The 19,726-nt window shown below is 67.4% G+C and carries 14 protein-coding genes; 7 read left to right on the top strand and 7 right to left on the bottom strand.

All coding sequences use genetic code 11. The annotated features are described in order from the left end of the window. Nucleotides 1–89: 89 nt before the first annotated feature. Genes ASG95_RS17305 through ASG95_RS17330 form a run of 6 tightly spaced genes read left to right on the top strand, consistent with a single transcriptional unit; the run spans nt 90 to nt 8,475 of the window. A complete protein-coding gene (locus ASG95_RS17305; protein ID WP_235543989.1) occupies nt 90–1,256 on the top strand; it encodes an MFS transporter in 1,167 nt (388 codons plus the stop codon). A gap of 35 nt (nt 1,257–1,291) precedes the next feature. After that, on the top strand, nt 1,292–5,008 hold the full coding sequence (locus ASG95_RS17310) for a nitrate reductase subunit alpha (RefSeq protein ID WP_057378971.1): 3,717 nt from the start codon (nt 1,292–1,294) through the stop codon (nt 5,006–5,008). Then, nucleotides 5,008–6,657: a nitrate reductase subunit beta gene (gene narH, locus ASG95_RS17315; protein ID WP_056924096.1), complete on the top strand. Its 1,650-nt coding sequence runs from the start codon at nt 5,008–5,010 to the stop codon at nt 6,655–6,657. Before ASG95_RS17310 ends, narH begins: the two co-directional genes overlap by 1 nt. Further along, nucleotides 6,654–7,364 carry a nitrate reductase molybdenum cofactor assembly chaperone gene (gene narJ / locus ASG95_RS17320; protein ID WP_056924097.1) on the top strand — a complete coding sequence of 237 codons (711 nt, stop codon included), beginning with the start codon at nt 6,654–6,656 and terminating at the stop codon, nt 7,362–7,364. Before narH ends, narJ begins: the two co-directional genes overlap by 4 nt. Continuing rightward, nucleotides 7,361–8,089, top strand: a complete 729-nt coding sequence (gene narI / locus ASG95_RS17325) for a respiratory nitrate reductase subunit gamma (protein WP_057378242.1) — start codon at nt 7,361–7,363, stop codon at nt 8,087–8,089. The genes narJ and narI overlap by 4 nt, the downstream gene beginning before the upstream one ends. 41 nt (nt 8,090–8,130) lie before the next feature. Beyond that, entirely contained in the window at nt 8,131–8,475 is a 345-nt protein-coding gene (locus tag ASG95_RS17330; RefSeq protein WP_369820394.1) for a cupin domain-containing protein, read from the top strand. 62 nt (nt 8,476–8,537) lie between these two features. Here ASG95_RS17330 and ASG95_RS17335 read toward each other — a convergent pair whose 3' ends face one another. The 6 genes from ASG95_RS17335 to ASG95_RS17360 form a co-directional block, all read right to left on the bottom strand. Continuing rightward, nucleotides 8,538–8,981 (bottom strand): hemerythrin domain-containing protein, encoded by a 444-nt coding sequence (locus tag ASG95_RS17335; RefSeq protein WP_200961931.1) that lies wholly within the window; start codon nt 8,979–8,981, stop codon nt 8,538–8,540. Nucleotides 8,982–9,214: 233 nt separating this feature from the next. Further along, complete coding sequence (locus tag ASG95_RS17340) at nt 9,215–10,372, bottom strand: LacI family DNA-binding transcriptional regulator (RefSeq protein ID WP_082592775.1); 1,158 nt, start codon at nt 10,370–10,372, stop codon at nt 9,215–9,217. Nucleotides 10,373–10,485: 113 nt separating this feature from the next. Beyond that, on the bottom strand, nt 10,486–11,415 hold the full coding sequence (locus ASG95_RS17345) for a carbohydrate ABC transporter permease (protein ID WP_082592777.1): 930 nt from the start codon (nt 11,413–11,415) through the stop codon (nt 10,486–10,488). Continuing rightward, complete coding sequence (locus tag ASG95_RS17350) at nt 11,412–12,395, bottom strand: carbohydrate ABC transporter permease (RefSeq protein ID WP_057378244.1); 984 nt, start codon at nt 12,393–12,395, stop codon at nt 11,412–11,414. The genes ASG95_RS17345 and ASG95_RS17350 overlap by 4 nt, the downstream gene beginning before the upstream one ends. A gap of 81 nt (nt 12,396–12,476) precedes the next feature. Then, nucleotides 12,477–13,808, bottom strand: a complete 1,332-nt coding sequence (locus tag ASG95_RS17355; protein ID WP_057378245.1) for an ABC transporter substrate-binding protein — start codon at nt 13,806–13,808, stop codon at nt 12,477–12,479. Between the two features lie 151 nt (nt 13,809–13,959). Next, nucleotides 13,960–15,054, bottom strand: a complete 1,095-nt coding sequence (locus ASG95_RS17360) for a glycoside hydrolase family 68 protein (protein WP_082592781.1) — start codon at nt 15,052–15,054, stop codon at nt 13,960–13,962. A gap of 220 nt (nt 15,055–15,274) precedes the next feature. On the opposite strand from ASG95_RS17360, the gene ASG95_RS17365 reads away from it, so the two are divergent. Next, the gene (locus ASG95_RS17365; protein ID WP_057378246.1) at nt 15,275–16,354 is read left to right on the top strand and encodes a LacI family DNA-binding transcriptional regulator; all 1,080 of its coding nucleotides are present in this window, start codon (nt 15,275–15,277) and stop codon (nt 16,352–16,354) included. Nucleotides 16,355–16,775: 421 nt separating this feature from the next. Here ASG95_RS17365 and ASG95_RS17370 read toward each other — a convergent pair whose 3' ends face one another. Beyond that, a complete protein-coding gene (locus ASG95_RS17370) occupies nt 16,776–19,688 on the bottom strand; it encodes an aminotransferase (protein ID WP_057378247.1) in 2,913 nt (970 codons plus the stop codon). Between the last annotated feature and the right edge of the window lie 38 nt (nt 19,689–19,726).

Here is a 19,726-nt window from a genome sequence, read left to right on the forward strand (position 1 = left end):
CGACCGTGACCACTCCGATGACCACCACCCCGTTGACCTCGGACCAACAGCCCCGAGCGGCAACCAGATCGCCCTGGCTAATGCTGGCGATGGCCACCCTCGGCTTCGCGGTGAACTTCTGGGCCTGGGCGCTGATCAGCCCGCTCGGACCACTATTTCGGGCCACCGGGTCCCTCGGCACCCTGACCGAGTCCGACGTCGCCCTCCTCGTCGCTGTCCCCGTCGTGGTGGGCTCCCTCGGCCGCATCATCGTGGGCGGGCTGACCGACCGGTACGGCGGACGGGTCATGTTCCCGATCGTCTCGGGCGTGACCATCATCCCGACCCTCTTCATCGCCTTCTTCGCCCTCGACTCCTACGCCCTGCTCATCCTCGGCGGCTTCCTCCTCGGCATCGCCGGCACCGCCTTCGCCGTGGGCGTCCCATTCGTGAACGCCTGGTTCCCGCCAGAGAAGCGCGGTCTCGCGGTCGGCATCTTCGGCGCCGGCATGGGCGGTACCGCGATCAGCGCGCTGACCACCGTCAAGCTCACCGGCCACCTGGGCGCAAAGGCACCCTTCCTCATCACCGCGGTGGTGCTGGCCGGCTACTCCCTCGCCGCCTGGCTGATCCTTCGGGACGCACCCGACCGAGTGGTGCCCACCACCTCACTGGCCTCGCGGATCTCGGCCAATGCCCGGCTCCCGATCACTTGGCAGGCGTGCCTTCTCTACGCGGTGGCCTTCGGTGGGTACGTCGCCTTCTCCGTCTACCTCCCGGCATACCTCAAAACCGCCCACCACCTCACCCCGGACAGCGCGGCCAACCGGATGGCCGGCTTCGTCCTCATCGCGGTCCTCCTGCGCCCCGTCGGCGGCTGGCTCGCCGACAAGGTGGGTTCGATCCCTGTGCTGGCCACCGGGTTCGGCGTCGTCGTCGTGTGCGCCGCCATCTCCGCTGGCACCCCACCACTGCACGGCATCGGCACCCTCGCGTTCCTCGCGATGGCCGCCGCGCTCGGCTCCGGAAGCGGCGCCACGTTCGCCCTCATCGCCAAGGTCACTGAGCCTTCTCGGGTCGGGGGCGTGACCGGACTCGTCGGCGCAGCCGGAGGTCTGGGCGGTTTCGTGCCGCCACTGATCATGGGCTACGTCTACGGCCGCACCGACTCGTACGCCATCGGGCTGTGGATGCTCAGCGTCACCGCCGCACTGGCACTGCTCCTCACCGTCACGATCGTCCGACGAACCGCCGCCCAAGGACAGGAAGCTCGTTGACCCCCTCGCACAAGAAGTCCACGTCCGACATCGGGATGGACGGCTCCCTCACGGAGGCCCTGGTCCGCAGCCGGAGGTTCTTCACCAAGGGAACCGTCTCGGACGACCTCCGGACCATCTCACAGGTCGGAGGGCGCGAGGCCGACGACTTCTACCGCGACCGCTGGAGCCACGACAAGGTCGTACGGTCCACCCACGGGGTCAACTGCACCGGCTCCTGCTCGTGGAAGGTCTACGTCAAGGACGGGATCATCACCTGGGAGACCCAGCAGACCGACTATCCCTCGGTCGGCCCGGACTCCCCCGAGTACGAGCCCCGCGGCTGCCCCCGTGGCGCGGCGTTCTCCTGGTACACCTACTCCCCCACTCGAGTGCGCTACCCGTATGTGCGCGGCGTCCTGCTCCAGATGTTCCGCGAGGCCAAGTCCCAGCACGACGGGGACCCGGTGAAAGCCTGGGAGCACATCGTCGAGAACCCGTTGCGGGCCAAGGCCTACAAGTCGGCGCGCGGTAAGGGCGGCCTGGTCCGCGCCACCTGGGAGGAAGCCAGCGAGATCGTCGCCGCTGCGCACGTCCACACGATCAAGAAGTACGGGCCCGACCGCGTCGCCGGATTCTCGCCCATCCCCGCGATGTCGATGGTCTCGCATGCCTCCGGCGCCAGGTTCGTGAACCTCATCGGCGGCTCCATGCTGAGCTTCTACGACTGGTACGCCGACCTCCCCGTCGCCTCCCCGCAGGTCTTCGGCGACCAGACCGACGTCCCCGAGTCCGGTGACTGGTGGAACGCGGGCTACCTGATCATGTGGGGCTCCAACCTCCCCGTCACCCGCACGCCGGACGCCCACTGGATGACCGAGGCCCGATACCGCGGCCAGAAGGTCATCGCCGTCGCCCCGGACTACGCCGACAACGTGAAGTTCGCCGACGAGTGGCTGGCTGCCAAGCCCGGCACGGACGCCGCCCTCGCGATGGCGATGGGCCACGTCGTGCTGAAGGAGTTCTTCGTCGACCGCCAGACGCCCTACTTCACCGAGTACGTGAAGACCTACACCGACCTGCCCCACCTGGTCCGCCTCGAGGAAGCGGCTGACGGTGAGTACACCGCCGGCAAGTTCCTCACCGCCGCCGACCTCCCCGACCACATCGGCGACGAGAACGCCGCCTTCAAGACCGTGCTCATCGACTCCGCCACCGGCAAGCCCGTCATCCCGAACGGGTCGCTGGGCCATCGGTACGGCGAGGCAGGGGTGGGCAGCTGGAACCTCGAGCTCGGCGACGTCGACCCGGTTCTCTCCCTCCTGGACACCGCGACCGAGTCCGTCGTCGTCCGTATGCCGCGTTTCGACACCCCTGATGGCGCGGCCGCCGACCTTCCTCGGGGCATACCAGTCCGCCGCGTCGACGGTCACCTGGTCACCACCGTCTACGACCTGCTCCTCGCGCAGTACGGGGTTGGCCGGTCGCACCAGGGTCAGGCCCTTCCGGGAGTCTGGCCGACCGGTGACAACAGGGGTTACGACGACGCACAGTCGCCGTACACGCCCGCCTGGCAGGAGGCCATCACGGGAGTGCCGGCCGCCACCGCCGCTCGGATCGGGCGCGAGTTCGCCCAGAACGCCGAGGAGTCCAAGGGCCGGTCCATGATCGTCATGGGCGCCGGCACCAACCACTGGTTCCACTCCGACACGATCTACCGCGCCTTCCTCACCCTCACCAACCTCACCGGCTGCCAAGGCGTCAACGGCGGCGGCTGGGCCCACTACGTCGGTCAGGAGAAGGTCCGCCCGATCACCGGCTACACCCAGATCGCCAACGCACTCGACTGGAACCGGCCGCCGCGCAACATGATCCAAACGGCGTACTGGTACCTGCACACCAACCAGTTCCGCTACGACCAGTTCGGCGCCGATACCCTCTCAGCGACCACTGGCAAGGGCCAGCTCGCGGGCAAGTCCACTGCCGACGTCATCGCCCAGAGCGCGCGGATGGGCTGGATGCCGTCCTATCCCACCTTCGACCGCAACCCGCTCGACCTCAGCGACGACGCGGCTGCCGCGGGGAAGCCGATCGGCGAGTACGTCGTCGAACAGCTCAAGTCCGGCGAGCTGGACTTCGCCGGCGAGGACCCTGACGCGCCCAGCAACTACCCGAGGATCCTGTCGATCTGGCGGGCCAACCTCCTCGGCTCGTCGGGCAAGGGCAACGAGTACTTCCTCAAGCACCTGCTCGGCACCGACTCCTCGGTGCGAGCCACCGAGACACCTGAGGGGCAACGACCCGTCGATGTGAAGTGGAGGGACAAGGCACCGGAGGGAAAGCTCGACCTGCTCATGACGATCGACTTCCGCCAGACCAGCACCACGATCTTCTCCGACGTCGTCCTCCCCGCCGCCACCTGGTACGAGAAGCACGACCTCAACACCACCGACATGCACCCCTTCGTACACTCCTTCAACCCAGCCATCGCCCCGCCGTGGCAGACCCGCACCGACTGGGACGCGTGGCAGACGATCGCCGAGAAGTTCAGCGAGCTCGCCGCCACGCACCTCGGTGTCCGCAAGGACGTGGTCGCCGTGCCGCTCACCCACGACACCCCCGACGCGATGGCCAACCCGCACGGCGTCGTGCGCGACTGGAAGAAGGGCGAGTGCGAGCCGATCCCCGGTGTCACGATGCCCAAGCTCGTCGAGGTGGAGCGTGACTACGGCGCAGTCGCCGAGAAGATGAACGCACTCGGCCCACTGGTGGACACGCTCGGCGCGACCACCAAGGGCGTCACGTTCGAGCTCAGTAAGCAGGTCGACTACCTCCGGGCCAAGAACGGGGCGGTCCGAGGCGGCGTGGCCGACGGTCGGCCGTCGCTGAAGAAGGACGTCAACGTGTGCGAGGCGATCCTCGCGATGTCCGGGACCACCAACGGGCACCTGGCCACCCAGGGCTTCAAGACCCTCGAGAAGCGCACCGGAGTGCGACTGGCCGATCTGGCCGAGGAGCACGAGGGCAAGCAGATCACCTTCGCCGACACCCAGGGGCCGCCCGTGCCGGTGATCACCTCGCCGGAGTGGTCGGGTTCGGAGACCGGGGGGCGGCGCTACTCACCCTTCACGATCAACGTGGAGCGCAAGAAGCCCTGGCACACCCTGACCGGGCGGATGCACTTCTACCTCGACCACGACTGGATGACCGAGCTCGGCGAGGGTCTTCCCGTCTACCGGCCCCCGCTCAACATGGCGGCGCTGTTCGCGGAGCCCGCGCTGGGCACCGTGTCGGACGGTTCGGCCGGCCAGGTCGAGGGGCTGACCGTGCGGTACCTGACCCCACACAACAAGTGGTCGATCCACTCGGAGTACCAGGACAACCTGTTCATGCTCTCCCTCTCGCGCGGCGGCCAGAACATCTGGATGAGCGACCGCGACGCGGCCAAGGTCGGCATCAAGGACAACGACTGGATCGAGGCGGTCAACCGCAACGGCGTCGTCGTGGCCCGGGCGATCGTCTCGCACCGGATGCCGGAGGGAACGGTGTACATGTACCACGCCCAGGACCGGCTGATCGACGTACCGCTGGCGGAGACGTCCGGCAAGCGCGGAGGAATCCACAACTCACTGACCCGGCTGCTCGTGAAGCCGTCCCACCTGATCGGGGGGTACGCCCAGCTGACCTTTGCGTTCAACTATCTCGGCCCCACCGGCAACCAACGTGACGAGGTCACCATCATCCGCAAGCGCAGCCAGGACGTGACGTACTGATGAAGGTCATGGCCCAGATGGCGATGGTGATGAACCTCGACAAGTGCATCGGGTGCCACACCTGCTCGGTGACCTGCAAGCAGGCATGGACCAACCGCTCGGGCACCGAGTACATCTGGTTCAACAACGTCGAGACTCGGCCAGGGCTCGGCTACCCGCGCACCTACGAGGACCAGGAGAAGTGGAAGGGCGGCTGGGAGCTCACCAAGAGCGGCCGCATGAAGCTCAAGGCAGGCGGACGCCTCAAGAACCTGATGACGATCTTCTCCAACCCGATCCTGCCCTCGATCGGCGAGTACTACGAACCGTGGACGTACGACTACTCCACCCTCACCGACGCGCCCGCCCAGGAGCACACTCCGGTCGCACGACCCAAGTCGCTGATCAGCGGCAAGAACATGAAGATCGAGTGGTCGGCCAACTGGGACGACGACCTCGGCGGCTCCACCGAGACCGCGCACCGCGACCCCATGCTCAAGAAGATCGCCGACAAGGTGAAGTTCGAGTTCGAGCAGACCTTCATGTTCTACCTGCCCCGGATCTGCGAGCACTGCCTCAACCCGTCGTGCGCCGCGTCCTGCCCCAGCGGCGCGATCTACAAGCGCGAGGAGGACGGCATCGTCCTGGTTGACCAGGACAAGTGCCGGGGCTGGCGCAAGTGCGTCTCGGGCTGCCCCTACAAGAAGATCTACTTCAACCACCGCACCGGCAAGGCCGAGAAGTGCACGTTCTGCTTCCCGCGTATCGAGGTCGGCCTGCCAACCGTGTGCGCCGAGACCTGTGTGGGTCGGCTGCGCTACATCGGGTTGATGCTCTACGACGCCGACAAGGTCCTCGCGGCCGCCTCGACCACTGACGACCAGGGGCTCTACGAGGCCCAGCGCGACGTGTTCCTCGACCCGTTCGACCCCGAGGTGATGCGTGCGGCGGAGTACGCCGGCATCGCCCGCGACTGGATCGACGCGGCACAGCGCTCACCGATCTACGCCCTGATCAACACCTTCAAGGTCGCACTGCCGCTCCACCCGGAGTACCGCACCATGCCCATGGTCTGGTACATCCCGCCCCTGTCCCCCGTCGTCGACGTCGTCGCAGAGACCGGGGAGGACGCCGAGGACAAGGGCAACCTCTTCGCCGCGATCGACGCCCTCCGGATCCCCATCGAGTACCTCGCCGAGCTCTTCACGGCCGGCGAGGTCGAACCCGTGGACGCCGTCCTCAAGAAGCTCGCCGCGATGCGCTGCTACATGCGCGACATCAACATGGGCCGCGACCCCGACCCCTCGATCCCCGCCGCAGTGGGGATGAGCGAGGAGGAGTTGTACGACATGTACCGCCTCCTCGCGATCGCGAAGTACGACGAGCGCTACGTCATCCCGGCCGCGCACGCCGAGCAGGCCCACTCCCTGGAGGAGCTGTCCACGGAGTGCTCCGTGTCGGAGTACGGCGGCGGACAGCAGGACCTGTTCGGCGAGGGGTCCGGAATCCCGACGCCGATCGCGGTCGAGAACTTCCAGATGCTCCAGGACCGGCAGACCTCCGACTCGCTGGCCGGACCGAGCCACACAAAGGGCCGGGTCAACCTCCTCAACTGGGATGGCAAGGGCTCCCCGCCGGGGATGTTCCCACCAACGGGCTCCGACTCATGAGCAGCCGCCGTCCCAGACCGACCCTGCCCCCCGACCAGCTCACCATCGTGTGGCAGTCGGTCTCCCTGCTCCTGGACTACCCGGACGAGTTCCTCCTCGCCCGCGCCGACCTGCTGAGGTCCGCCTCGCAGCGGCTGACGCCGGCGGTTGGGGGCTCCATCCGGGCCTTCCTTGACCACCTCCAGTCCACTCCGCTGCCGGAGCTCCAGGCGGACTACGTCGAGACGTTCGACACTCGGCGCCGCTGCAACCTGTTCCTGACCTACTTCGCCCATGGGGACACCCGCAAGCGCGGGATGGCACTGCTCCGGTTCAAGCAGTCGTACCTGCGCGCCGGGTTCGAGCTCGACGACGGGGAGCTGCCCGACCACCTCTGTGTGGTGCTCGAGTTCGCCGCCACCGTCGACCAGGACATCGGCCGCGACCTGATGCTCGACCACCGGGCCGGCCTCGAGCTGCTGCGACTCTCGCTGCGGGACATGGGCTCGCCGTGGGCGCACCTGATCGATGCAGTCACCGCCACGTTGCCGCCGCTGCGTGGCGACGAGCGCGATGCCGTCCGGCGTCTCGCTGCCGAGGGGCCACCCGAGGAAGAGGTCGGGCTCGCGCCGTTCGCCAACCCGCAGTTCAGCCCCGGCGCGGACACCCGTGCTGCCACGGCATCCATCGCGCTGCCCATGCCGTCGTTCCCGGGAGCCCGCACATGAACGAGTTCCTCTTCGTCATCCTCCCCTACCTGTGCCTGACGACCTTCGTGGTCGGTCACCTGTGGCGCTACCGCTACGACAAGTTCGGGTGGACCACGCGATCGTCCCAGCTCTACGAGAACCGCCTGCTGCGCATCGGGAGCCCGCTCTTCCACTTCGGGATGCTCGGCGTCGTCGGCGGCCACATCATCGGCCTGCTGGTGCCGCAGTCCTGGACGGACTGGGCCAGGGTCAGCGAGCACGCCTACCACCTGGTGGCCGTCACGGGAGGCCTGCTGGCCGGCGTGATGGCCGTGGTCGGCATGGCGATCCTGATCTACCGCAGACGCACCGTCGGCCCCGTCTTCTCCGCCACCACGCGCATGGACAAGGTCATGTACGCCTTCCTCGCCGTCGTGATCGTGCTGGGCATGTGGAACACCATCGCCGGCTCGATCATGACGATCGGCGGCGAGTACAACTACCGCGAGGGCGTATCCGTCTGGTACCGCTCGTTCCTCGCGTTCCACCCCGACGCCTCCCTGATGGCGGACGCGCCGCTGGGATTCCAGCTGCACGCGCTGGTCGCCTTCGGGCTGTTCGCCCTGTGGCCCTTCACCAGGCTGGTGCACGTGTTCAGCGCGCCGGTCGGCTACCTGACCCGCCCCTACATCGTCTACCGCAGTCGCGACGACACCAAGCTCGGCAGCCACCGGCCCCGTCGCGGCTGGGACCGCGTCGGCTGAGGGCCCTCCGCCCCGGCCAGACCTGAACCACAACCCTGGAGATGAGCACGATGCAGAACGAGTCCCTCAACGATCTGACGCGACACCACCTCGAGCTCGCCCGGACGGCGACCAGCGGACGGAGTGCACAGACCGTGTTCGGAGGTCACGACCATGTCCTTCGCCAGACCCTCATCGCACTCCGCGCCGGCAGCGCCCTCGACGAGCACGAGAATCCGGGCGAAGCGACGGTCCAGGTCCTGCACGGACACGTCAGGCTCGTCTCAGGGGACACTTCGTGGAGCGGGTCAACGGGGGACCTGCTGGTCGTGCCCGATGCCAGACACGCCCTCGAGGCCGACGAAGACTCCGCGATCCTCTTGAGCGTCGGCAAGAAGAACGGCTGACACCTGGCTGCCAGCCCGCGCACTGACCAAGGTCGGGCGGCTTGCCCTGCACCAAGCGGGCATCACTGCCCGATCATGCTCTGACCCGGGTGAGCCTCCTGCCACGCCAGCATCGAGGCGTCCCACTCGGCGCCTCCCAGCGCGATGAGTGACGCAGGGAAGAGGCCGTCCTCCTCCTTCGCGATGTGTTCGTGCAGCTCGGAGACCGCAGTCCGGATACGTTCCTGGTCGGCCGGGTCAGCCAGGTCCACGGCGACAAGCAGGTCCTCGAGCTCGCGGTGCTCCCGCACCAATGGACCGATGTGCTCCGCCACCAGAGGGTCGCGACCCATCACGGCGAACAGGCCGTTCTCCTCGCCCTGCCAGTGGGACCGCAGCTCGGCACCCATCAGGCGCAGAAGCTCACTCGCCTCGGCCAGCTCACCGCGGTCGATGGCGCGCACCGCGTCGCCACCGAGGTTGGTCGCCCGCTCGTGCTCGGCGATGTAGTCCCGGATCAGAGGCATCTCTCGACACCCGCAGTAGTGGCACATGGCTCCATCCCTCTACGGGGTCGGACCCGTTCCTCCGACCCTAGGCGACGTCGACCCGTAGACGACGGGCATGGGACCAGCCAGTTCTCGAGGCCGGGAAGACGGCCCAGCAAGGAAGGCCCACCCGGCCAGGAAGGCCTCACACCCGGCGGCCTCACTCCCGGGCCGGTCCGTGCGCCCGCAGAAGGGCGCGCTGATCTGCGGTGTCACGCGGTACCGCCGCCCAACGGTCTCGGGTTGTGACTCCGCAGCGCGCTGGCGCTTGGGATGTCAGCCTGTATGGGGATCTGGTCATCAGTGATCTCACCGCGCTTCGGTGGATCCCGTGTCGGCCAAGCATCCTCAACGTCGGTCCGGTCGGGGCCCGGACTCCCCGTGGTGCCGCGCAGCACAAGCTCCGTCGGGGCTGTCACGATCTCAGCCGGAAGGGTCGGATCCCCCATGCGCCGGATGAGCATCTCGGCAGCCAGCTCACCCTGCGCTTGCAAGTCTTGTCGCATGGTCGAGAGGTCCATGACCTCCGACAGGACGTGGTCGTCGATGCCTATCACCGACAGGTCGTTGGGAATCCTCAGTCCAAGTCGTCGCGCGGCCTGAAGGACGCCCATGGCCATTTCGTCAGAGGCTGCCATCACCGCGGTGGGACGGTCCGGTGCATGGAGCAGCCCGGTGACGGCTCTGGAAGCCGAGAGGGCCGTCCACCCCGCGTCGATGATGAAGCCCGGCGGGACGGAAAGGCCATGGTTTGCCACGGTCTCCCTGAAGCCGCGCAGGCGTTGCAGAGGAGCCTGGGTTTGGGCGATGTCGTCCGGCATAGGGCCCACGAAGGCAATACGGGTGTGGCCCAGCCCGATGAGGTGTTCGGTCGCCACGCGTGCTGTCAGGACGTCGTCGATCCTCACCAGCGAGCGGCCCGGAACTGGGGACCCAACAGCCACGAGAGGAAGGTCCAAGCGGTCGAGCACCTCCAACTCTCCCGGGTCGACGGGGACGTTCAGAGCGATGACCCCGTCGACCCGCTTGAGCAACATCGCCTGGGAGAGCCTTCGACGGGGGTTGTCCCCCTCTTCCTCGAGATCCAGGAGGAAGACCATGTGATCGTGCTGGCGCAACCTGCGGTCAATGCCGCTGACCAAGGTCGCGAAATACCAACGAGTCCGCGATGGTGCGACCACGGCGATGACTCGAGTCCGACCCGAGGCAAGCGATGCGGCTGTGGGAGAAGCCACGAAGTCCATTTCCGCCGCAAGCCGCTGGATCCTCTCGCGCGTCTGTGGGCGCACGCGATCCACCCCCCGAAGGGCTCGGGATACGGTGGCTACGGACACACCCGCTGCCTGGGCCACGTCTTTGATGGTGCTCATGCGAAAGCCTGTCTGGTACCCCCGACCCTCGTCCGTCCCCAGGCCATCGGAGCGGCCGTCGGGGATGGGACGAAGTCAGCTTGGCGACAATGCGCCCGGCCCTGTGCGGGTGGTCAACCCTTCACGGCACCCGAGGTCATGCCTCGGATGAAGTACCGCTGGAGTGCCAGGAACACGAGGATCGGCACGATGATCGTGATGAACCCTGCTGCGGGGATCAGTTCGCGTCCTGCCCCGGTTTGACCCTGCAGACCTTGGAGCGCCACGGTCGCGACCGTGTTGTCGCCTCGTCCCAGGAAGATCAGCGCGACGAGCAGGTCGTTCCAGACCCAGAGGAACTGGAAGATCGCGAATGAAGCCAGCGCGGGGGTCGACATCGGCATGATGAGGCGCCAGAACGTGGTGAAGTGGCTGGCGCCGTCGATCTTGGCTGACTCGATGATGGCGGTGGGCAATCCTGACATGTAGGTGCGCAGGATGTAGATGGCGAGAGGCATCCCGAACCCGATGTGAGCGAGCCACACGGCAAGGAATGTCCCGTTGAGGCCAAAGCTGCCGTACAGCTTCACGAGCGGCACGAACGCTACCTGGCTGGGCACGACCAGCAGGCCCACGATGACGATGAACATGAGGTCCCGGCCGCGCCACTTCATGAAGGTGAACGCGTACGCGGCGAAGGCGGCGATCAGGATCGGTATCACCGTCGCTGGGAGCGCCACGATGAAGCTGTTGAGGAACGCTTGGCCCATGGGAATGCCCGCGGCGTCCGAGGTGAGTGCCTGGGCGTAGTTCTGGAGGGTCCACGAGGAACTGAACGGGTTGAAGAACGCCGTCCACCACCCGGAGGAGAACTGGTCGTCACGCGGACGGAACGAGTTGACGAGCATCCCAAGCGCAGGGACCACCCAGGCGATGCACAGGATGAGCAGGCCGATACGCACTGGCCAGGTCGCGCTGCCAGCACCGCTGCCGGGCTTGCTCTGGCGCAGCTTCTGCGGTTCGTCGGCAGGCGTTCCGACTCCGGGCTGGAGTGTCGTGGTCATCGTGCAGCCTCCTCTTGGCGGAAGTGACGGACTTGGTAGATCAGGACCGGGATGATCGCGATCAGGAGGATGACGACGATCGCCGACGCGTACCCGTTGTTGCCCTGGGTGTAGAGCTCGTCGTAGAAGCGGCGTCCGATGACGTCGGTGTTGTAGGCGCCGTTGGTCGTGACGTACACGACGTCGAACACCTTCATGACGCCGATGAGCACGGTGATGAAGACGGTGATCACCGTCGGCCAGATCTGCGGGACGATGATGTTGAAGAAGATCCGCCGCTCCCCCGCGCCGTCGATGCGCCCGGCCTCGACGGTGTCTTCGGGGACGCTCTTGACCGCCGACGACAGCAGCACCATGGAGAACCCGACCTGGGTCCAGATCAGGATGATCATGAGCATCAGGCTGTTGAGGTGCAGGGTGCTCGTGCCGTACCAGAACACCGGGGCTCGGTCGAAGAAGCCCAGGACCGCGTTGAGCAGACCGGTCTGCGGCGCGCCCTCGGGCTGGTAGTCGTAGATGGTGCGCCAGATGGTCGCTGCTCCGACCATGCTGATGGCCATCGGTAGGAAGATGAATGTCTTCGTCACCTTCTCGCCTTGGGGCCGTAGGCGGTCGGTGAGCACGGCGACGCCCAGGCCCAGCACCACGGTCAGGGCCGGGACGATGATGATCCAGAGGAGGTTGTTGGTGATCACGGACAGGAACGTCTTGTCGGTGACCAGGTCGGTGTAGTTCTTGAGGCCGACGTACGTCGTCGAGTCCTCGTTGGCGAAGCTGTACTGGATGGTGACGATGGCCGGGTAGATGAGGTAGACGGCGATCGCGAGGATCGCGGGCCCTGCGAACATCCACGGTTTGACGCGGTCCTCCCAGCGGCCCTTGAGGGACTCGGCCAGCTTGTTGAGGATCCAGAAGATGATGACGGCGCCGCCGATGCCGCCGACGATCGCGGTCACTGCGTTCACGAGCTTGATGGCCATGACACTTCCTCTCTGAAGTGGGACAGAGCGCTGGCAGCCTTGGGGGTGACCGAATGGGTCACCCCCAAGGCCGGGCGGATGTCAGCTGCCGGTCTTGGGGAAGCTGTCGTCGATGTTGGTGAGCGTCGTGTTGAGGTCCTGCTGGCCCGAGATCCACTTGACGGGCTCGGTCCAGAAGGTGCCTGCGCCTACCTTGGCGGGCATCAGGTCCGAGCCGTCGAAGCGTGCGGCGGTGGCCTTGTAGAGCACGTCGCTGGCGATCGTCTGGAGCGTCTTGTTCGGCAGCAGCGACACGTCCGCCGTCTTGTGCGGTGAGAACGCGCCATTCTTGGCCTGCTCGACGCCGTTCTCCTTGCTCGCGATGAAGTTGCGCAGCTTGAGCGTGTTGGGGTCGTTGTTGAAGGCGGCCGCGATGTCACCACCGATGAGGACGGGGTTGTCGCCCTCGGTCTTGGCCGGGAAGGGCAGGGGACCCGTCGTGGTGTCGAGCTTGGCGATGACGGAGTCCGGGAAACCGCCCTTGTTGGCGACGAAGGTGGCCTGCTTGAACAGGTAGCAGCCCGGGGGCTGGGCGAACATCGCGTTGCCGCCGGTCTGGAAGTTCGTCGCGACGATGGACTTCGTGCCACCGCGCACGTTGTCCTTGCCGAAGGCGATCTTCTCGAAGTACTCCCATGCCGGCTTGATCTCGGGGCTATTGAACTTCAGCTCGCCCTTGACCCACTTGTCGTAGTTCTCGGGGCCGGCGAAGCGCAGGACAAGGTCCTCCAGCCAGTCGGTGATCGGCCAGCCGGTGGCGGCGCCGGACTCGGCGGCGATGCACCACGGGGCCTTGCCGTCGGCCTTGATCTTCTCGGTGAGGGTGAGCAGCTCGTCGAGGGTCTTGGGTGCCGTGTAGCCGGCCGCCTTGAACGCTGGCGCGTCGGTCCACAGGACGCTCTTGACGCTCACCTCGTTGGGCAGGCCGTAGACCTTGCCGTCGGCACACGTGCCGGCGTCGACGATCCCTGGCACGAGCGTCTCCTTGTTCGTTGCGACGGTGGCGGCGTCGAACGCGACGAGCTTGCCCTGCTTGGCCAGGTCACACATGAGACCGGGCTGGGGGAACAGGCCCACGTCAGGGGGGTTGCCGCCCTGGACCTTGGTGCGGATCTCGGTGTCCCACGCCGCGGCCTTGATGAAGTCGACGGTGATGCCGTTGGCCGCCGCCCACTTCTTGACGTCGGCCTTGAAGCCCGGCTCGGTGTCGGGACCGAGGCCGTACATCACCGAGACGGTCTTCTTGCCGGGGCCGGTCGCAGCGGAGCCGTCGCTGTTCGAGTTATTCGTACTTCCCGCGGACAGACAGCCCGAGGCGAGCCCGGCGACGCCGAGCCCCGTGATGGCTGTGATGGTTGCCCTTCGATTGATCATCGCTTCTTCTCCTTGGCGGTGGGGGCTGCATTGGCCCCAAGCTGACCGGTCGCGCGTGTGCAGCCCGGCTTCGAAATTTCCGACGTCTTCGCCGGGAGGACGGGAACGGGGCACCGTGGATCTCACGGGACGTCCACCGCTCAACGGGTACTCAGCCGGGCGGACTTGATGCCCGCCGCTGACGGGAGGCCCCGGGGTCAGGTGCCTGTGGGTTCCCCGAGCTTCGGGACCGGGGGTCGTGGGGCGCCTCATTGGGCGGCTCGATCGCCGCGGGTGCGGACTCGCCGATGACGAGCCGGTCACCGCGCCATCCGACGCGCTGCGGGTCGGCAAGTGCGCCGACGAACTCCCCGTCCTCGACGTGGCGGAAGGCGAGGAACTCGCTGCGCCCAGTGGCGCGGTTTGCGATCACCTTGCCCACGTAGAGCTGCGGATCGGCGACAAGGTGTGCCCTTGCGACGTCGTAGGGGCCGGTGGCGGAGTCGATCGGCACAGCCCAGATGCCGCCGGGCGTTCCCGCCCGGCGTGCCGGGGACATGTCCTGCGTCAGACAGTTGAAGATGAGGACCTGGCGACCGTCGACTTCCGCCACGTGCGGCACCTCGAGCTGGCCGAACCCGCTTCCCGGCGCTGAAAGCGGCTCGCGCAGCTCCCAGTGCTCCAGATCTGCCGACCAGGCGTGGCCCACCACGCCGCGGTCGATGGTGTCCTGCGGCGCCGACGTCGGCCCGTGTGCCGACCGTGCCGTGATGAGCATGTGCCATCCGTTCCCGGCCGGGTCAGCGAAGACCCACGGGTCACGAAACGCCTCGTCGTGCCAGTTCCCATCCTGCGCATAGACCTCGTACCACCTCGAATCGGCCCGCAGGACCGGTTCCGGGAACTTGGTCCACGTCATCAGGTCCACCGAGGAGGCGCAGCCGATGGTCTGGACGTTGACACCGTCTGTGTTCAGGCTGGAGCCGGTGTAGAACATCAACCACCGCCCATCAGGATGCCGAACCACAGATCCGGTCCAGGTCGCGAGGTCGTCGAAGGCCGGGGGGTCGCTGCGCACCAGCGCATCTGCGACGCGGCGCCACGACCTCAGGTCCGCGGAGACGGCATGGCCGATCGAGGCCCTGTGGTGCCGCAGCTCGGGGTCGCGCAGCGCCCGCGAGGCGTAGAGGAAGAACAGGTGGTACTGCTCACCGTCGTCTGCCACCCAGAAGTCCCACACCCAGGAGTCCGGGAGCTCAAAGGCCATCAGTGCCTCATTCCGGCGGGCGCCTGGGTTGTCCCGGCGGCGACGCGGTGGGCTGATGTGCGCTTCATCCAGTCTTCCGAACGTCAGGGTCAGCTCCATTGCTAAACCGTTACAGCAGGGGAAACTACTCGCCTCGCAAACGAAGCACAAGGGTTTGCAAAATCGATTTCACCGGCTGGTTCTTCATGGCCATGCGGGGGCGTCGGCGTAGAGTGCCGACATGTCCACCCCCCGCGACTCCCCCGAGCACGGAGGTCGTGGCTCTCGCCCGACGCTGGCCGACGTCGCGGCGCGAGTCGGGATGTCCAAGTCCGCCGTCAGCCTGGCCCTCAACAACCGACCGGGCTCCCGGCTGTCACAGGATGCGGTCGAGCGCATCCACGCCGCGGCCCGCGACCTCAACTACCGCCCGAACCCCGCCGCCCGCTCACTGAGGTTGGGCAAGACCGGGACGGTCGGCTTCATCTCCAACGAGGTCACCGTCACCCGGTTCGCCTCGGCGATGATCCGCGGGATCCTCGATGTGGCTGACGAGGAGGAACGCGGCGTGCTGATCGCTGAGACCGGGGGTCACCCCAAGCAGCTCGAGCGCGCGTTGGACTCGATGATGGACCGGCAGGTCGACGCGCTCATCTTCGGCTCTCTCTACGCTCGGCTGATCGATGTTCCCGCGCTCCCGGGACACATCCCCACCGTCACCGTGAACTGTTCCTGCGACGATGTCTCCGGATCCGTCTATCCAGCTGAGGAAGCGGCCGGTTACGCGGTGACCAGGCAGCTCCTCGAGGCGGGGCACGGCGACAGTCTCGCCATCATCGGCAACGCCCTCGACACCGAGTGGGACCCCCGGGGGTCGATGATGATCCCGCGGCGCTTCGGCGGCATCCAACGAGCTCTCGATGAGGCGGGGGTCGTCCCTGTCGCAGTCGCAGACCTCGACGACTGGGAGCCCTCGGATGGATATCGGGGCACGCGGACCCTCCTGGAGTCAGGCCATGGGTTCACGGGGCTGATCTGTCTCAACGACCGCATCGCGTTTGGCGCCCAGCAGGCGCTGACCGAGCACGGGCTGCGCGTTCCCGACGACGTCTCCCTCGTCTCCTTCGACGACGACGAGCTGGCGGCCTACATGCGACCGCCTCTGACCACGGCGAGACTTCCCTACTACGAGATGGGCAGACTCGCGATGGCGATCGCTCTGGCGCCGGACACGGGGAACGGCGAGAACTTGGTGCCGATGCCGCTCCAGGTCCGCGACTCCGTTCGCGACCTGCGGCGCGCCACGTCCTGGTCAGGTTGAGCCCCTCAGGGGCCCGCGGTCAGGCGGCGTGACCGGGACCCGGTCAGCACCGGGGTGGGCAGCGGACGGCCGCGGCACTACGCACCAGGAATCGCGCGGCGCGAGGCGATCATGGTTGCCGCCTTCGAAGCCTTCGGCATCCGGGCGCGGGTGCCAGCCCGCCGGCATACCGACCGGTCGGCGTCCGGACCCCGAGACCAGGTATGCCGCGCACAGGGCTCACGTGGCGCCCCCCGGAGATACGGGCGCGACCGTGGTCGGTGACCGCGCAGGCCCCGTGATCTGTGGTCCACACGCTGGACGCCGGGCCGTACCTGACGTCGTTGGCCAAGCCTGACCGCTTACCGCTCGTCGTCGAAAGTTTGAACGCCTGCGAGCGATGCACCGGAGGTGCCACACTCGGCGTGAGTCGCGCGCTCGGTCACCAGCCCTCCGACAGCACCCGGTCGAGGGTGTCGACAAAGAAGTCGGCAGCGGCCTGGTCCAAGCACAGTGGCGGCTTCACCTTGAGCACGTTCATCCGGTCACTCGTCGGCTGAATCACCACACCGAGGTCGAGCATCCGGTCGCAGATGGCCGCTGTCTCACTCGACGCCGGTTCGAGCGTCGTCCGGTCGCGCACCAGTTCCACGCCCAGGTAGAGGCCGTATCCGTGCACGGCTCCGATGATGTCGTGCCGTTGCCCCAGCGCTTCGAGACGGGCCTTGAGATGGCCGCCCACCGTTCGAGCGTTTCCCTGCAGGTCCTCGTCACGGATGATGTCGAGCACGCACAGACCGATGCGTGAGGACAGCGGGCTGCCGCCGGTGGAGGAGAAGAAGTAGCCAGCGTCGCGGTACTTGTCGGCCACAGCGCGGCTGGTGATGACGGCTGCCACCGGGACGCCGTTTCCCACTGCCTTCGCCACGGCGATGATGTCGGGAACGACGCCTTGCTGCTCGAATCCCCAGAACCAGTGACCGAGCCGGCCGTAGCCGACCTGGATCTCGTCGGCGATCGTCAGGCCGCCGTGGCGGCGTACCGCGGAGTACACGGCGGCGAGGTATCCCTCGGGCAAGGGCATTCCGCCGGCGTTGCCGTAGTAGGCCTCGCCGATGAAGCCGGCCGGCGCTTGTCCGGATGCGGCGAGCTCGTCGATGGCGGCGGCCGCTTCGGGTCCGTACCGGGTGGCGTCGGCCCCGCGGTGCTGACCCCGGTACGGGTTCGGCGCCGGGACGGTGTGCACCCAGCTGGGTCGGGTGTGCAGGGCATTGGGGTTGTCGGCGACAGACGTGGAGACCGCGTCCGACGCGTAGGTCCAGCCGTGGTATGCCTCGCTCATCGCGACCATGTCGGACCGGCCGGTGGCCACGAGCGCGAGCCGGATGGCCAGGTCGGTCGCCTCCGAGCCGGAGTTCACCAGGAAGACGGTGTCCAGCGGATCAGGCGCGAGGTCGGCGAGCCGGGCGCTGAACTCGGCGATCGCCTCGTAGTTGAATCGGGAGTTCGTGTTCAACAGCCGTAGCTGGCGTTCGGCAGTTCTCGCGAGACGCGGGTGAGAGTGGCCGACCACCGCGATGTTGTTGATCATGTCCAGCAGCGGGCGACCCTCTTCGGTGATGAGGAAGTGGCGCCAGCCGCGTTCGATCCGGGGCGGCTCGCGGTAGTAGTGCTCCTGGACTTCGGCCAGGGCACGTTCGCGTTGTTGGAGCACGGACTCCGCTGCGCTGCCGACGTCACCTGCGTCCGTCATGGGCAGCCCGAGCAGAGGAGCGGGGTCGGCCAGCGTCGCCAGCCATCCCCGTGCGTACTGCGCGGCTACCCCCTCGGGTACCCCTCCGGCCCGGAGGCCCGCCGTGATCCGGGTTCGACCGCTCGGCACCGTCGTGGCGACCACCGTGCCTGCGCCCACGGCTCCCGTTGCAGAAGCGACGACACCGTGCGCCACCAGCTCGAAGCCGTCGGCGAGCAGCACGATGCCAGACTCGTCGGAGGACACCTCGCAGTCCCACGGTGCCCTGAGCTCCTCGGATCCGGCCGTCCAGAGGTCTATCCCGGTCGCGACAGTCGCAGGCTGCGCGTGCACGAGCACGCCACTGCCGGCAAGGCGTGCCTCGCCGAACCTCGTCACCACGGCGCGATGCCCAGCCGCCAAGAGATCCGCGGCAAGCACCTCCGGAATCTCGGCGTTCTCCCACGCCCCGCCGTCCAGCCACGACGACTGCGGGGACAGGTCTAGCACCGCCGCGTCCGGGAGGGCTAGCAGCACTCCGTCCGGCACGGGCGCCGCTGCAGCGCCACGGATTGCGCCCAGGCCCAGGGCGTCGCCGATCATGGCGGTCATCACCTCGGGCGGGACCGAGAGCGCCTGTTCCGCGATGCGCCACTCCCTGATCAGGCGCGTCTCCGCATAGGCGTTGTCACCGTCGACTGCCACCTGGTGGCAGCCGCTGGCCACCAGGACCCCGGCACGCAGAACCACGAGTGGCCAGATCGCCATGACCTCGGCCTCGGACAGCGGACGCAGGGAGTGGTACGCCCGCACCGCAGGTAGAACGCTGGCCGGCTCCGCGCCGGGGTGGTGCAGGATCGAAGAGATCGCGATCGCGAGCTCGCAGACCGTCCAGGTCCTGGTCAGATCGCTGAAGTCGATCACCCCGTCGACGAGACCGTCTGCGCCGAGCACGGTGTTGTCGTCGGTGAGGTCGAGGTGCACGACCTGCACAGGGAGGTCGGGGACGAGGGGTGCGAGCAGGTGCCAGGCCCTGGCCGCAGCTGTTGCGATCTCGGCACGCCGAGCTGCGGGTAGCGACGAGCCGAGCGTGGCCACCGTCCTGACTGCGTATTGCAGGTCCCACTGCAGGACCCGGTCGAGTCCGTTGCCATCGGTGATGTCAGCCAGCGCCAGGTCGACCTTGGCTGCGACCTCGCCCAGCCGGGCCACGCTTCGCGGATCCAGGTAGCCCCTGTCGAAGAGCGTGCCGCCGTCCAGGAACCGGATCAGCCGCGCTACCGCTGGGCCGTCCGGAGTGGCGACCGTGATTCGCTGGGCGACTCCGTCATCACCCCGCAGCACCTGGGCGACCCTCAGCTCCGGACACGAAGCGGCTATTCGGTCGGCAGCATCGTCCTGGACTGTGACCTCGGCTGCGCCGAAGGCGGGATTCGACACCTTGAGCACCGCCACTGGTCGGCCGTCGGGAGTCCGGATGAGGAAGTTGGCGTCCTGGTTGCTACCCAGCTGGTGCGCAACGGCGTCGATACCGAACGATTCCCGGACGACCCTTCGAGCCCACGCCTCGTCGACGCGTGGCGCGGGAAGGGTGACGGCGTCGAAGTCCATCCCGGTCGTCATCTCACTGCCCCCGCCCGCTCGTTCCTGGCTTGCTTCTG

The sequence above is a fragment of the Phycicoccus sp. Soil803 genome (assembly GCF_001429685.1).
Taxonomy (GTDB): Bacteria; Actinomycetota; Actinomycetes; order Actinomycetales; family Dermatophilaceae; genus Pedococcus.

Coding starts and splice junctions, on each gene's coding strand:
- narH (WP_056924096.1), top strand. CDS start 5,008: ATGAAGGTCATGGCCCAGATGGCGATGGTGATGAACCTCGACAAGTGC.
- ASG95_RS17345 (WP_082592777.1), bottom strand. CDS start 11,415: ATGACCACGACACTCCAGCCCGGAGTCGGAACGCCTGCCGACGAACCG.
- narJ (WP_056924097.1), top strand. CDS start 6,654: ATGAGCAGCCGCCGTCCCAGACCGACCCTGCCCCCCGACCAGCTCACC.
- narI (WP_057378242.1), top strand. CDS start 7,361: ATGAACGAGTTCCTCTTCGTCATCCTCCCCTACCTGTGCCTGACGACC.
- ASG95_RS17330 (WP_369820394.1), top strand. CDS start 8,131: ATGAGCACGATGCAGAACGAGTCCCTCAACGATCTGACGCGACACCAC.
- ASG95_RS17310 (WP_057378971.1), top strand. CDS start 1,292: ATGGACGGCTCCCTCACGGAGGCCCTGGTCCGCAGCCGGAGGTTCTTC.
- ASG95_RS17355 (WP_057378245.1), bottom strand. CDS start 13,808: ATGATCAATCGAAGGGCAACCATCACAGCCATCACGGGGCTCGGCGTC.
- ASG95_RS17340 (WP_082592775.1), bottom strand. CDS start 10,372: ATGAGCACCATCAAAGACGTGGCCCAGGCAGCGGGTGTGTCCGTAGCC.
- ASG95_RS17360 (WP_082592781.1), bottom strand. CDS start 15,054: ATGGCCTTTGAGCTCCCGGACTCCTGGGTGTGGGACTTCTGGGTGGCA.
- ASG95_RS17370 (WP_057378247.1), bottom strand. CDS start 19,688: ATGACGACCGGGATGGACTTCGACGCCGTCACCCTTCCCGCGCCACGC.
- ASG95_RS17365 (WP_057378246.1), top strand. CDS start 15,275: ATGTCCACCCCCCGCGACTCCCCCGAGCACGGAGGTCGTGGCTCTCGC.
- ASG95_RS17335 (WP_200961931.1), bottom strand. CDS start 8,981: ATGCCTCTGATCCGGGACTACATCGCCGAGCACGAGCGGGCGACCAAC.
- ASG95_RS17305 (WP_235543989.1), top strand. CDS start 90: ATGGCCACCCTCGGCTTCGCGGTGAACTTCTGGGCCTGGGCGCTGATC.
- ASG95_RS17350 (WP_057378244.1), bottom strand. CDS start 12,395: ATGGCCATCAAGCTCGTGAACGCAGTGACCGCGATCGTCGGCGGCATC.